We start from the raw sequence: 12,062 nt of genomic DNA, 5'->3' as shown, positions 1-12,062 counted from the left end.
CATCTCCAGGTTACTCGCCCGCGCGGTGCCGGCTCGCCTCGCGAACCCGCCTCAGCGCTGCACGAGGTCGCCCGAGCCGGAGATGCTCTTCGTCACGCGCGGATCGCCGGAGTACTCGACGTCGCCGCTCCCGTCGATGATCACGTCGAGCGTGTCGGAGACGAGGAGCTCGGCATCGCCGGCGCCGCGCGTGACGATCCGCGTATTGGCGCTCTGCAGCTCGAGGGCCTCGTAACCGCCTGACCCGCGGATCTCGACGATCTGATCCGTGGTGCTGCCGTTGATGCTGATGCCGCCGGAGCCGTCGATCCGCGCGGTGAGTGCTCTGACCGCCGCATCCGCGGTTATCGAACCCGAACCGTCGACGGTGAGCGAGGCAGTCTGTCCGTCGATTCCGGTGGCATCGACGCTCCCTGATCCTTTGACGAGGATGATCGGGTCGGATGCCCCGGCGAAGTCGGCCGTGGCGTCGCCCGAGCCCAGCACGGAGAGTGAGGTCAGCGAGGTCACGGTGAGGTCGTAACGGATCTCGCCGAGGTACTCGAAGAACTCCCCGTGCGTGCCGAGGCGCAGCACACCGGCGGACACTTCCGCGGTGAGCAGATCGATCACCTTCGCTCCGGCAGTCACCGTCAGCGATGGTGCGTTCCCCAGCGTGATGTGAAGGCTGCCGCCCGTATCCAGCTCGACAGCGGACACATCGTCGATCGTCAGGCTCTCGGTGACTCTGGGGCCTGCGCCGAACGACGTGCATCCGGTGAGCGCCGAACCGATGAGAAGGGCGGCAGCAGAGAGGACGAGAAGACGTGATCGCATGGGCGTCAGCCTAGGCTCGCGCTCCGATGCCTCGACAGCTACGCGGGTATCAAATCTCCGTCCTACCCGGGTATGGGGGCGACTGCGCAGCGACGATGCCCGCCGGGAACTCCGACGCCTACTCTCGTCGTTCCGATACCCGCTCCAGTGCGTCGGCCACGTCTTCAGGGTTGCTCAGCGGAGCGCAATGGCTTCCAGGAATCTCCTCCGGCTCGATACCCAATCGGTCCCGCACCATGCGACCCATGAAAGCGGCAGGGAAGAACCGGTCATCGCGACAGAGGAGAAAGGCCGTCGGCAGGTCCGGTAGCGCATCCCGTGGCCACGGCGTCGACATGGCCGCCACCGAAGGATGCGCCCGCTCGCGCGACATCGCCTCTTCGGCAAGCACACGAGGAACGTCGTGATAGAAGCTGATGAACGGATCGCTGTTGCCCGTGAGCCCGCCATCGACGGCGGCTTGCGCGGTCACCGCCTCGGCGGAGCCGGTGTTCCCCCACCACTCCTCCGGCGATTCGCCGGGCCGCGGCACCATGCCCGCGAGGAAGACGATCTGCTCCACCGGGCGCAGTGCGGCCACCAGCGGAGCGGTGAAGCCTCCGAACGAGTGCCCCACGACAACCAGGCTCGTTCCTTCTTCGATGTCGGCGACGGCTGCCTCGGCGTAGTCATCCAGCGTCAGCGCGTCATCGTCGCCCGGCAGGTCAGGGGCGAAGACCCGGTGCCCTCGTGCCTCGAGAGCGGCTTGCACGCGATGCCATGCCCACCCGGTGTCGCCTCCCCCGTGAATGAGCAGGAATGTCGTCATGATGCAGCCTCCTCGATGTTCGCCCCGCTGATGCGCGGCGAACTTCGCTCCGTTGTGACGATGCTAGGCAACACCGCTCATGAAGTGAAGGAGTGGCTCCAGGTGTCACATGTAGCGTGAAGAGATGAGCAGAGCAATCGCACGATGGGCGCTGGCGATCGCGCTGGGAGCGAACGGGATCGGGCATTTCGTCTCCACTCGCGGGTTCCGCGTCGTCGTGCCCGACTGGGCGACGCGGATGTCTCGGCTCGACAAGGATGCGATCGTCATCGCCTCGGGTGCCGCGGAGGTCGCACTGGCCGCTGGCCTGCTCGCTCTGCCGAAGGAACGACGACGAATCGGATGGGCGACCGCCGCCTTCTTCGTGGCCGTGTTCCCCGGCAACGTCCATCAGTGGCGCACCCAGCGCTCAACGCCCGGGCTCGACACCGATGCCAAGCGACTCGGCCGGCTGTTCCTGCAGCCGCTGCTCGTGCTCTGGGCCCTCTGGGCCACCGGCGAACAGACGACCTCGACCGCGAGGCGTCGCCGGATGAGGAGTCCGCGGTGACCTCCCCGTCGCTCGTCTGGTTCCGCGATGATCTGCGGATCACCGACAACCCCGCGCTGCACGCAGCGATCGAGCGCGGCGAGCCTGTCGTGGCGCTCTACGTCCTCGACGAGCAGTCGCCGGGAATGCGGCCGCTGGGCGGCGCCGCGCGATGGTGGCTTCATCACTCGCTCGCATCCCTCGCGGAGCGGCTGCGCGAACGCGGCGCACAGCTGATCCTGCGTCGGGGACCGGCAGACCGCATCCTGCGTGAAGTCGTGAGCGACGTCGGCGCCGCTGCGGTGTTCTGGAACCGACGCTACGGGGGCGCCGAACGTGCCGTCGATGCGCACCTGAAGTCGTCGCTACGGGCGGATGGGATCGAGGTCGCGTCGTTCGCCGCCTCCCTGCTCCACGAGCCGTGGACCGTGACGACCGGCGGCGGGACGCACTATTCGGTGTTCACCCCCTTCTGGCGCGCGTGCCTCGCCCTGCCGACGCCCCGTATGCCCCTTGCGGAGCCGCGCGAGATCGGCGGACGGCGATCGGATGCGTCATCCGACGCGCTTGACGACTGGGACCTGCTGCCCGCACGACCCGACTGGGCAGAAGGGCTTCGGGAGACGTGGGAGCCCGGCGAGCCAGCCGCTCGACGACGACTTCGCGAGTTCCTCGAGGAGGACCTCCCCGCGTACGACCGCGCTCGGGACGAGCCGTCGGCAGGTGCGACATCGCTGCTGTCCCCACGGCTGAGGTGGGGCGAGCTGAGCCCCTTCACGGTCTGGCATGAGGCGACCGCCGTCGACGGGGCTGGAGGCTTCCTGTCGGAGCTCGGGTGGCGTGAGTTCGCCTGGCACACGCTGTACCACTTCCCGGGCCTTGCCACGGAGAATCTGCGTCGGGAGTTCGATGCGTTTCCGTGGCCGCGCCTCGACCAGGCGCATCTGGAGTCCTGGCAGCGCGGTCGCACCGGCGCCCCCCTCGTCGACGCCGGAATGAGAGAGCTCTGGCGCACCGGCTACATGCACAACCGCGTGCGCATGGTCACCGCGTCGTTCCTCGTGAAGAACCTTCTCGTCGATTGGCGACGCGGCGAAGAGTGGTTCTGGGACACCTTGGTCGACGCCGATGGCGCGAACAACCCGTTCAATTGGCAGTGGGTGGCCGGTTCCGGCGCGGATGCCGCACCGTACTTCCGCATCTTCAACCCCGAGCTGCAGGCCAAGAAGTTCGACGCCCAGGGCCTGTATGTCTCCCGATGGGCTCCGGACTCCGGCGCTGAGGCGATCGTGGATCTGCGCGAGACGCGAAATGCGGCGCTCGACGCCTACGACGTCGTGAAACGGGTGGCGCGCGACAGCGGGTGACCGGCGCGGCGTGCATCGTTCAGTCGCGGGTTTACTCTGGGCGCATGGACAACGGGTCGTTTCTCTTCGCGTTCATCGCCGTGCCGTTCTGGCTCGGCCTGGCCGCCGGCGCAGTGGTCGCGGTGTTTGGCCTCGCATTCGGCCTTGTGTTCGCCATCAACTCGTTGATCGGCGCGGTGATCTCGGGTCTCATCGCATCTCATCGGGCGCGCCGCGCGAACCGCTAGGACTCGAAGGTGGTCTCTCGCCGGAAACGCAAAAACCCCCGGAAAACCGGGGGTTTTGTCTGTGCGCGATACTGGGATCGAACCAGTGACCTCTTCCGTGTCAGGGAAGCGCGCTACCGCTGCGCCAATCGCGCCCGTTTGGGCTATTCATTTTTGCGACGAGGTGGCGACGGGATTCGAACCCGTGTAAACGGCTTTGCAGGCCGGTGCCTAGCCGCTCGGCCACGCCACCGTGTGGATTGACCCCACGTGCTTCGAGTCTCCAAGAGAAACTCACTGCACTCGAGCGGATGACGAGATTCGAACTCGCGACCCTCACCTTGGCAAGGTGATGCGCTACCACTGCGCTACATCCGCATTTCGTTCCCGGTTGTCCCGGGCACTTATGAAACATTAGCCGAAGATCGCCGCATGGCCAAACCGGCCGCGTATCTCGCGCGTGTCTCCCAGAGTGGTCAGCGAGACGAGTTCGAGTCAGGTAATATCGGTTGTCGACCCCCTGGGTCATGGGCGATTGGCGCAGTTGGTAGCGCGCTTCCTTCACACGGAAGAGGTCATCGGTTCGAGTCCGGTATCGCCCACCAAAAAGAAGCCCCATCAGGAACTAAATCCTGATGGGGCTTCGTCGTTCTCTCTGCGCCGCGTGGGGCAAACGTGGAGCAGACTGCGGATTCTCGGTCACGCTCCCCCTTAGTCGAAGTCGTCCGACGAAGGGTCTTCGTCCGGCCCCGCCGAGAAGCCGATCCTCTCCCCCATGCGGCACGCGATGGCGTCCTCCGGGAGTACGAGTTCGCCGGCCGGAATGTGGTCGATCATGTCCATCCCCGTCGCCGGGTGCTCGGTCCCAGCTCACGGCCATCCTTGCGCTTCATGCGGATCTCCTCTCTCGTTCAGGTGCACGTCGAGTCAATTGCATCCTCTCCGCCGCCACCGACATTGCCGCCACAACGCGTGAATACGATGAGCGCATGCGTAGAGCAGCAGCGGGCACCATCGCCCTCCTGATGGCCGTGGGACTCACCGGATGCTTCCCATCCACCCGCGCGCCAAGCGCCGCCGCATCGACGTCGGCGCCTACGTCAGAGGTCTCTACGCCCTCGCGCACCGAAGTGGACTGGAAGAACTACAGCTCCTAGTATCAGCGCATCGTTGACGAGGAGACCGTGGAGAAGGACTGCACCGCGCTCCAAGACATGTTCGACGTTGCCGACACTCAGGATGACGACCAGCGCGATCGCACGGGCGACGGAAATGCCGACCTCATGGGGTACATCGACGAAGCGCTGACGTTCGCTGGATGCTGCGAGTAGCAATGGTCCTCCTCGAAGGCGCCCAACCCCGCTGCCCTCACTGCGGGACGGTGATGCGCGACGACCCGGCCGGGTTTCGGTGCGGAGGTTGCGGGCACCTCGAGGACTACCTGGCCGAGCTCGATGCCGTGGTGCTCCCGCCCGAGTTCGATGGACCACATATCCAGGGCGGATGAGACCGAAGTCGTATCGGGGACGAAGATCGTGGCCCTTGGCTTGGCTTATCGGTATGGTTTGCCCGTGAATCCGAATTCCGGCGGTCGTCGCCTTGTCTCCCGTCGTGTCTTGATCGGTGCCGCGGTTTCTGCACCACTCCTCGCCGCAGGCGGGGCGTCTCCCGCGGCCGCCTCAACCGTTCAATCAGTCGTCGTCGACACCGACTATGTGTCTCTTGAAGCCGCCTTCGCAGCTACGCCCGCCGGCGGTGTTCTTGAAGTGCGGAGTGCCCATTCCAGAGGTGACACGTTGTTGATCGACAAGCCGGCCACAATCCACTTCATCGAAGCGGGATCGATCACAACGACGTCGGCCACCATCGCCGCTATCACCGTCCAGGCATCGAACGTGCGCATCACCGACGCTCTACTCATCGGCACCGGTGGGAGCACCATGAGCTCGGGAGACGGGATCCGCTCGACGGGCACACTGGCAGCACCGGTCCTGGGCCTTTACGTCGAGCGACCCCGAATCAGCGAGTTCTCCAGGTACGGAGTGGTCCTGGAGCATGTCCACGGGTTCGCTATCTCAGACGTCGACATTCGCCGATGCGCCTACGCGGGAATCATGCTCCTGTCCGCCGTCAACGGTCGTGTCCACGGCGGCTTGATCAAAGACATCCTCCAGCCCTCCGGCAACAACTCATATGGAGTCGCCGTCAGCCGCAAATCCCCCGAAAGCATCACGGGCGACGGGCCACGATCAAGAAACATCACGGTGGAGAATGTCACGATCGACGGTGTGCCCAACTGGGAAGCCCTCGACACGCACGCGGGCGAGAACATCACCTTCCAAAACAACACCATCTACAACGCTCGCGTCGGCATCGCAGTCATCGGGTCCAAGGACGAGTCTGGGAGCGGTACCGCTTACGGTCCGATCGGGTGCAAAGTGCTCGGCAACGTCATTAACTCCGGGAAGACCGACGGCACCGCCGGGATCGGCATCATCTTCGCTGGCGCGGCGGATGACCTCGGCGCCCCCGACGAACTGGCGACTGGGTGCGTCGCTGGAAATATCATCAGCAACTACGGCACTCAGGGCACAGCGACCAGTTCCAGTATCCAGGTGTATGCCAGCGCGGGTGTCTCCATCACAGACAACACGATCATCAACTCCGGCTTCAGCGGTATCGACTTCTACCACGACAACTACGGTGCAAAGGCTTCGGGTAACACGATCGTGGATGTGTGGACCGACACGGCGAGCTCGTGTTACGCCATCCAACTAAGATCGTTTTACAACCGAGTATCGATCTCGGGCACCACAATCGTGCGGATGTCGAAAACTGCCACGAAGGTCAACGACCGCGGACTCAACATCAGCGCCTCAACGACCAACTTGGTCCGAGACGGCGGAGGCAACGACTGGGCTGCAGCGACTACGCTCGCGACGGCCGGAGACGCGCTGACCAGCGAATCACGCAACTACGCCAAGAAAGTCGGGCTCTACGGGGTAGCTCCAGTCACACGCGCACCAGCGGTAGCTTCCCCCAGCACAGACCCCGCCTCCTTGAAGACGGCCGTGGACGCTATCCGAGCGGCTCTTGCAGGCATCGGCGTCACAGGTTGATCGCTCGAGGCCGCGTCTGATTCCTCCCCCTCCAACGGGCCAACCTGCCGTTCTCACTGACGTCGGCGTCGCGACGTAGAATCGTTCCTCTCGGCCGGAGGAAGGACATGCCGGGCGATGGGAAGACCGAGCGAACGACTGCAGATCGCGTACGACCTAAGGTCCCAGGCGCAGTCGATCCTCGCAGCGGCGAAGCACGGCCCGTTGCAGTCCCTCACGGACCGCGAACTCGCGCTGGACAAGCAGCCGGTCACCGTCTACCCGCATGCGCTGCAGCGCCCCGTGAAAGCGTGCGTGCGGTTCGGCCCCGAGTCGGTCCGTGTGGACGCGAAGCTGATGCGGTCGGCGCCCCTCGCGGCCGGGATCGAGTTCCACGCCGAGGAGCAGATCTTCCGGTGCTGGGTGTGGGGTAACGCCGTCACCCTCGACGAGGTCGACGGTCGGGCGTAGGCAGCCCCTACAAGGCACACGCCGTCCCAACGTATTGGCTGTCTCAGCGCGTTGTCTGTAGGCCAAAGAGGGGACAGCGGTGAAGAGGAATTTGTCCATATGGTGTGCGTATGAGTCCACCTCTCCCACCAGAACCAGACGGCGGTTCCGCCATACATTTCGATCGACGCGGCCTGTTTCGCGGACTAGGCCTGGCAGGTGTCGCAGTCGCCGTAGGCGTCGAAAGCACAATCCTCAACGCAGCACCTGCCGCTGCCGCCTCGGCCACCGTGTGGCCGAACGGCACGACAACCCGACCAACCATCTCAGACGACTACGGCACACCCCGCCCCGACGGGCGCGTGCACCGCGGCACCGACTTCGTCGGTTTCAGCCAGGTGAGGGCCGTGTCAGCGGGAACGGTGAAAGTCACCGGAACGCCTTCAGGTTGGGGCGCGGGCGGAATTCAAGTCTGGATTGAGCACGACGACGGCTATCTCACGCGATCCCTGCACCTCGCGTCGTACTCGATCGGGAACGAACAGCGCGTCGCCGCTGGTCAACAGATCGGAGTGATGGGGAACACTCCCCCCGAGTACGGCTACGGCGTCCATCTCCACCTCGAGGTCGTCGTCAACGGCGTCCAGATCGACCCGGTCCCATTTCTAACCAACCGCGTCAGCGGACTCGAACCACCACTTGACAACTCTCGAATTCACCAAAGGAACAACAACATGGCATCTCTGTACTACTCGACGATCAATGGCGTCACCACCTTCGCGCTCGCTGGCGACGGCGTAGGAAACGCTGCTTGGCTCGAAACTACCGACCAGGCCTTGGCTAATCAGCTCGCCGCTCAGCATGGCAACGCGGCCTACCTCACCCCTGGATCCTTCAACCAGTGGAAGGGCTTCTACAAGGGGCAGTAGCCGAAGCCTGAAGCGCCCTCACCCAGAACACGTCTCTCGGTGAGGGCGCTTCGCGTTCGGAGTATGGTCGCTTTCATGTGCGGTCGATTCGCGAACGATGCCAAGACGGACGAGCGGATCCGGGAGTACGTCGCCGAGGGCGGCAAGCCTGAGGAGTGGTGGAAGTCCTGGGCCGGTGCCTACTCGATCGCGCCGACGATGGATGCGCCGATCGTGCGCGATCGCGGTGAGGGTCGCATCCTCGAACTCGTGCACTGGGACTGGCAGAAGCCCGCGAATCGGCCCAAGGGTGCGCCGATCATCAACGCACGGATGGAGAAGCTCGCTACTGGGTTCTGGGCGCCGGCGTTCTCTGCGGCCCGGTGCGTGGTCCCGATGCGTGGCTACTTCGAATGAACAGGCGAGAAGGGTGACAAGACCCCGCATCTCCTTCACGGTGACCGGCTGCTCTCCGCCGCCGGACTCACCTGGTCGATGGAGCTCCCACACGGGGAACGGTCCCGCTGCTTCGTTGTCATCACCCGGGAGGCGCGCGACGCCAGTGGAGAAGTCCACGACCGGATGCCCGCGTTCCTCACCCGCGACACCCTCGACGCGTGGCTGAGCCCGGAGAAGGTCACCGGAGACGCGAAGACAGAGTTGCTCGCGATGCTTGACCACACCTCCGCCGACGTCGCCACCACGATCACAGGGCACATCGTCGACCGGAAGGTCAACAACTCCCGCACCGCCGACGCCGCCGACGCGTCGCTGATCGAACCCGCGGCCTAGGCAGGTCTGATGCTCGTCGCACTCATCCGCCCCCGCGAATCCCACAACGTCACCGTGCAGGGCACGAACGTCACCGAGTTGCGTGCGGAGCTCGCCGCGCAGGTGCCCGCTGGATGGGAACTCGTCTCGGCTCACGCGACGATGAAGGCCGGCGGCATCCGTACCGTTGAGGGACGATACGAGCGACGCGACGGCATCCAAGAGATCGAAGCCGAGGACACTACCGTGCTCGAGGCGAGGGGGCCCGGCGGGTAGCAGATGCTCTCCGTGCGCGCGACATGACGTTCACCGGCTCGTAACGATCTCTCGGCGTGTCGCCTAGTCCGCGCCTCGCTGCCTGGTCGCTACAGTTGTGTTCCCGCTGCCCGCACCGGGAAAGCCTACGGCTGGCACTAGCCGACGAAGGAAGATCCTATGACCGATCTCGACCCCTACCTCGAAGAGTTCCAGCGGGAGTTCATCGACCCGGACAACGCCGCCTTTATGATCGATCGCGAATCAGATTCGGGTTACGCATGGATCGGCGACCGCATCAGCGCTGAAGACGCGGTCAACGAACTATTCGAGCACCGACTCTCAGACGCCGATCGGCAAGAGCTCATCGACGACCTCAACGGTTCCTACCCCAACTGGGCTCGACGCTCCGACCTCAGGGACATCAACGAGTAGCGGGAACGACCAAGACCCCCACCCGGCCCGAAGGCTAGGTGGGGGGCTTTGTCGTTGCGCTACTTTGACGTCATGAAGCACTTTGAGTTGCCGTCAGCCATGTCTGCATACCTGCATACCAGCCGTCTCCTGTTCGAGAGCGACGAGCGTGCTTCGCTAGGCACTGGGACAGGCTTCATGCTCAATCACCACGGCAAAGCGATCTTGGCAACCAACTGGCACGTACTCACTGGCCGAGAGCCGCTGACCGACGAGCCAACTGGCGAATGTTCGGCAAAACCCGATCATGTCGTCGCGAATGTGCTGATTCAAGCATCAGTGCCGGGGATGGTGGCTTCGGCACAGATCCCGCTCGACCTCTACGACGAGCACGGCAAGTCGCTATGGTGGGTTCACCCGCAGAAGGGACGCGCGTACGACGTCGCTCTACTGCCCATCAAAGCCCCTTCAGATGCCGTTTTCTTTGGGTACTCGGCCAACGAACCCGACGACCCAGCGACGCTTTCAGTGACATCTGACGTGAGCATCGTTGGCTACCCGTACGATCTCGGCGAACGCATGCCCTTCGCAGTCTGGACACGTGGAACGATCGCCACAGATCCAGAAACCGACTTCGAATCCGATCCTTGTTTCCTGGTCGATGCTCGGGCTCGTCCCGGCCAATCTGGCTCTCCAGTAATACTTCACTGGATGCCACACAAGCCCAAGACCGCGCGCCACAAGCTCAGCCCCGCGGCATCAGATCCCGAAACCGAACTACTCGGCATCTACTCAGGACGTATCAACGACCAATCGGATCTCGGCCGGGTCTGGCGACGCTCCGTCATCCGCGAGATCCTTGCAGGCGAGACGCGAGACGACTACACGTGGGATTGAAGCAGTCGCGTCACCCTCACTCAGCGGGAGGCGTGCCTCAGGATCGGATGCCTGGAGGGGGTGACGCCCCTCCCCTCGTCCATGGGTGTAAGAGGGTTCGGTACGCTCATCGTCATGGAACCGTGGAGACCTTGGGACGCGTCCGATGATGAGTACGAGGATCTGCTCGTTGTCCGGGAGTTGATCCCGCCCACACTGCGGGAACCCCTGATGGCATGGCTTGCAGGAGCCCTGACTAGCGACCGCTGGGTGAGCGAGGCGCGATACCACTTCATTCAATCGAGCCTGAGAAGAAGACTTGACGCTAGCAGCCTGCATGTGGATGCAGTCACGCACGCAATTGAGGAGCAGGGAGACCGCTTCCTCTTGCAGGTCGTAGATCTACTCCTCGCGAATGGGACCTCGACAGAGGATGTCCGGGACGCGTTGGTGCTCGAAGCTCACATGAGACTGAATGCATCCGCGCTTAAGGTCGACAACTCTTCAGGAGTTAACAGGCTAAGGCGACGCATGGTCGAGGGGGTCGAGGAGTCAATGCAGATCGCCGTAGATGCGGCGCTTTCCTTGCCGGCCGTGCATTTGGCCAATGCAGTGCGCCAGATCCAATCTCTGGAACCGAACACCAGCGAGGCGATGGCTGAGGCTATTCGCGCTGTTGAGCAAGCCGCGCGCGCGGTTGTGACCCCGAAGGACAAGCAGGCTCGGCTTGGCAAGATCGTCGCGGCACTCCGGGAGAAGCAAGGGTGGTCGCTGGCCCTTCAGCAAAGGGATGACGGCGAGCCGAATCATCAGGAAGTGCTCATAGGGATGCTCGAAACCCTAGCCTTCGCACAGCAAAACAGGCACGGTGGTGCAGCGCCGGGTGCTGACGAGGCCACCGCGCACGTCTTGCTCGCGTCTACACTTGTGGGTTGGTTTTCTACAGGAGCTGTTCGCATGCCCGCCTGATCACCAGTTGCGGCTGAGGATGCCGAGCCCTGGGAGCGGTGCGTCTGCCCCTCGCCCGGTGTTGCACTCCGCGTGGGAGTGGCGGGAGTTCGCGGGGTCGTGCTGCAGTTCGGGGTAGTCCCTGACAGGGTAGAAGTGGTCGAGGTTGTGGGAGTCTGGTGTGCTGTTCGCGGGGACGGTGTAGTTGATGCGCATGCCGAAGAGCCAGCAGTTCGCCTGGTGCCGTGTGTCGGGGTAGGCGTCGAGTCGCTTGCCTTCCTCGAAGTACTCGAGGCGGAAGACGGACCAGGCACGGGTTGATACGCGGTGACTACTCATGCGCGGTCGATGACGGCGCGGATGTCGGCTTTCAGCTTCGCTCGTGCGAGATCGATGCCTCGCTCCTCCGCGTGTGCCTTGAGCTCGGCGACTGTCATTTCTGCGATGGCGGGCGGAGATGGCTCTGCAGGGGCAGACGTACCGGGGTACACCCACCCCTGCGAGAGATACGACTCTGCGACAGCGTCGGGCACGGTGCTCGTGCGATGCGTGTCAGGGTCGCGGAGCGTCGTTGCCATGATGCCTTCTCCTTCGCGTGTCGAGACCAGTCCATGTC

The 12,062-nt window shown here is 64.1% G+C and carries 17 protein-coding genes, 4 tRNA genes and 1 pseudogene; 14 read left to right on the top strand and 8 right to left on the bottom strand.

Translation table 11 applies throughout. From position 1 onward, the window contains the following. Positions 1-51: 51 nt before the first annotated feature. Together MRBLWO13_RS14295 and MRBLWO13_RS14290 are read right to left on the bottom strand one after the other, a co-directional pair. Positions 52-816, bottom strand: a complete 765-nt coding sequence (locus MRBLWO13_RS14295; RefSeq protein WP_341974681.1) for a DUF2807 domain-containing protein — start codon at positions 814-816, stop codon at positions 52-54. A gap of 118 nt (positions 817-934) precedes the next feature. Next, positions 935-1,624, bottom strand: coding sequence for an alpha/beta hydrolase (locus MRBLWO13_RS14290; protein ID WP_341974680.1), 690 nt, complete (start codon positions 1,622-1,624; stop codon positions 935-937). A 124-nt stretch (positions 1,625-1,748) separates the two neighbouring features. On the opposite strand from MRBLWO13_RS14290, the gene MRBLWO13_RS14285 reads away from it, so the two are divergent. From MRBLWO13_RS14285 to MRBLWO13_RS14275, 3 genes are read left to right on the top strand one after another with little or no spacing between them, the layout of a single operon-like run. After that, complete coding sequence (locus tag MRBLWO13_RS14285) at positions 1,749-2,174, top strand: hypothetical protein (RefSeq protein ID WP_341974679.1); 426 nt, start codon at positions 1,749-1,751, stop codon at positions 2,172-2,174. Then, positions 2,171-3,520, top strand: coding sequence for a deoxyribodipyrimidine photo-lyase (locus tag MRBLWO13_RS14280; protein WP_341974678.1), 1,350 nt, complete (start codon positions 2,171-2,173; stop codon positions 3,518-3,520). The genes MRBLWO13_RS14285 and MRBLWO13_RS14280 overlap by 4 nt, the downstream gene beginning before the upstream one ends. 44 nt (positions 3,521-3,564) lie before the next feature. Then, a complete protein-coding gene (locus MRBLWO13_RS14275; RefSeq protein WP_341974677.1) occupies positions 3,565-3,747 on the top strand; it encodes a hypothetical protein in 183 nt (60 codons plus the stop codon). 62 nt (positions 3,748-3,809) lie between these two features. Here the strand turns inward: MRBLWO13_RS14275 and MRBLWO13_RS14270 are convergent. From MRBLWO13_RS14270 to MRBLWO13_RS14260, 3 genes are all read right to left on the bottom strand, one after another. After that, positions 3,810-3,881: transfer RNA gene (locus MRBLWO13_RS14270), tRNA-Val, on the bottom strand. Positions 3,882-3,908: 27 nt separating this feature from the next. Continuing rightward, positions 3,909-3,979 (bottom strand) — tRNA-Cys (locus tag MRBLWO13_RS14265). Between the two features lie 53 nt (positions 3,980-4,032). Beyond that, positions 4,033-4,104: transfer RNA gene (locus MRBLWO13_RS14260), tRNA-Gly, on the bottom strand. A 151-nt stretch (positions 4,105-4,255) separates the two neighbouring features. On the opposite strand from MRBLWO13_RS14260, the gene MRBLWO13_RS14255 reads away from it, so the two are divergent. Then, positions 4,256-4,331 (top strand) — tRNA-Val (locus MRBLWO13_RS14255). Positions 4,332-4,437: 106 nt separating this feature from the next. Here MRBLWO13_RS14255 and MRBLWO13_RS14250 read toward each other — a convergent pair. Further along, complete coding sequence (locus tag MRBLWO13_RS14250) at positions 4,438-4,563, bottom strand: hypothetical protein (RefSeq protein WP_341974676.1); 126 nt, start codon at positions 4,561-4,563, stop codon at positions 4,438-4,440. A 152-nt stretch (positions 4,564-4,715) separates the two neighbouring features. Here MRBLWO13_RS14250 and MRBLWO13_RS14245 point away from each other — a divergent pair, with 152 nt between their 5' ends. The 10 genes and pseudogenes from MRBLWO13_RS14245 to MRBLWO13_RS14200 all read left to right on the top strand — a co-directional run bounded on the left by MRBLWO13_RS14245 (position 4,716) and on the right by MRBLWO13_RS14200 (position 11,467). Then, the gene (locus MRBLWO13_RS14245) at positions 4,716-4,883 is read left to right on the top strand and encodes a hypothetical protein (RefSeq protein WP_341974675.1); all 168 of its coding nucleotides are present in this window, start codon (positions 4,716-4,718) and stop codon (positions 4,881-4,883) included. Positions 4,884-4,910: 27 nt separating this feature from the next. After that, positions 4,911-5,057 (top strand): hypothetical protein, encoded by a 147-nt coding sequence (locus MRBLWO13_RS14240; RefSeq protein ID WP_341974674.1) that lies wholly within the window; start codon positions 4,911-4,913, stop codon positions 5,055-5,057. A 240-nt stretch (positions 5,058-5,297) separates the two neighbouring features. Then, positions 5,298-6,845: a right-handed parallel beta-helix repeat-containing protein gene (locus MRBLWO13_RS14235; protein WP_341974673.1), complete on the top strand. Its 1,548-nt coding sequence runs from the start codon at positions 5,298-5,300 to the stop codon at positions 6,843-6,845. 117 nt (positions 6,846-6,962) lie between these two features. Continuing rightward, positions 6,963-7,295 (top strand): hypothetical protein, encoded by a 333-nt coding sequence (locus MRBLWO13_RS14230; RefSeq protein WP_341974671.1) that lies wholly within the window; start codon positions 6,963-6,965, stop codon positions 7,293-7,295. 110 nt (positions 7,296-7,405) lie between these two features. Further along, a complete protein-coding gene (locus tag MRBLWO13_RS14225) occupies positions 7,406-8,203 on the top strand; it encodes a M23 family metallopeptidase (protein ID WP_341974669.1) in 798 nt (265 codons plus the stop codon). Positions 8,204-8,266: 63 nt separating this feature from the next. Continuing rightward, positions 8,267-8,974: pseudogene (locus MRBLWO13_RS14220) on the top strand (SOS response-associated peptidase). Between the two features lie 9 nt (positions 8,975-8,983). Beyond that, complete coding sequence (locus MRBLWO13_RS14215; RefSeq protein ID WP_341974668.1) at positions 8,984-9,229, top strand: hypothetical protein; 246 nt, start codon at positions 8,984-8,986, stop codon at positions 9,227-9,229. Positions 9,230-9,388: 159 nt separating this feature from the next. Then, a complete protein-coding gene (locus MRBLWO13_RS14210; RefSeq protein ID WP_341974667.1) occupies positions 9,389-9,643 on the top strand; it encodes a hypothetical protein in 255 nt (84 codons plus the stop codon). Between the two features lie 72 nt (positions 9,644-9,715). Beyond that, positions 9,716-10,519, top strand: coding sequence for a serine protease (locus MRBLWO13_RS14205; RefSeq protein ID WP_341974666.1), 804 nt, complete (start codon positions 9,716-9,718; stop codon positions 10,517-10,519). A 114-nt stretch (positions 10,520-10,633) separates the two neighbouring features. After that, complete coding sequence (locus MRBLWO13_RS14200) at positions 10,634-11,467, top strand: hypothetical protein (RefSeq protein WP_341974665.1); 834 nt, start codon at positions 10,634-10,636, stop codon at positions 11,465-11,467. On the opposite strand, the gene MRBLWO13_RS14195 is transcribed toward MRBLWO13_RS14200, so the two are convergent. Next, positions 11,468-11,785, bottom strand: coding sequence for a hypothetical protein (locus MRBLWO13_RS14195; RefSeq protein WP_341974663.1), 318 nt, complete (start codon positions 11,783-11,785; stop codon positions 11,468-11,470). It lies immediately after the preceding gene. Further along, complete coding sequence (locus MRBLWO13_RS14190; protein WP_341974659.1) at positions 11,782-12,024, bottom strand: hypothetical protein; 243 nt, start codon at positions 12,022-12,024, stop codon at positions 11,782-11,784. Before MRBLWO13_RS14190 ends, MRBLWO13_RS14195 begins: the two co-directional genes overlap by 4 nt. Positions 12,025-12,062 lie beyond the last annotated feature (38 nt).

Origin of the sequence: Microbacterium sp. LWO13-1.2 (assembly GCF_038397725.1) — a bacterium.
Taxonomy (GTDB): Bacteria; Actinomycetota; Actinomycetes; order Actinomycetales; family Microbacteriaceae; genus Microbacterium.
Note: the sequence above shows the minus strand (reverse complement) of the source record. Positions and strands in the feature narration are given on the sequence as shown.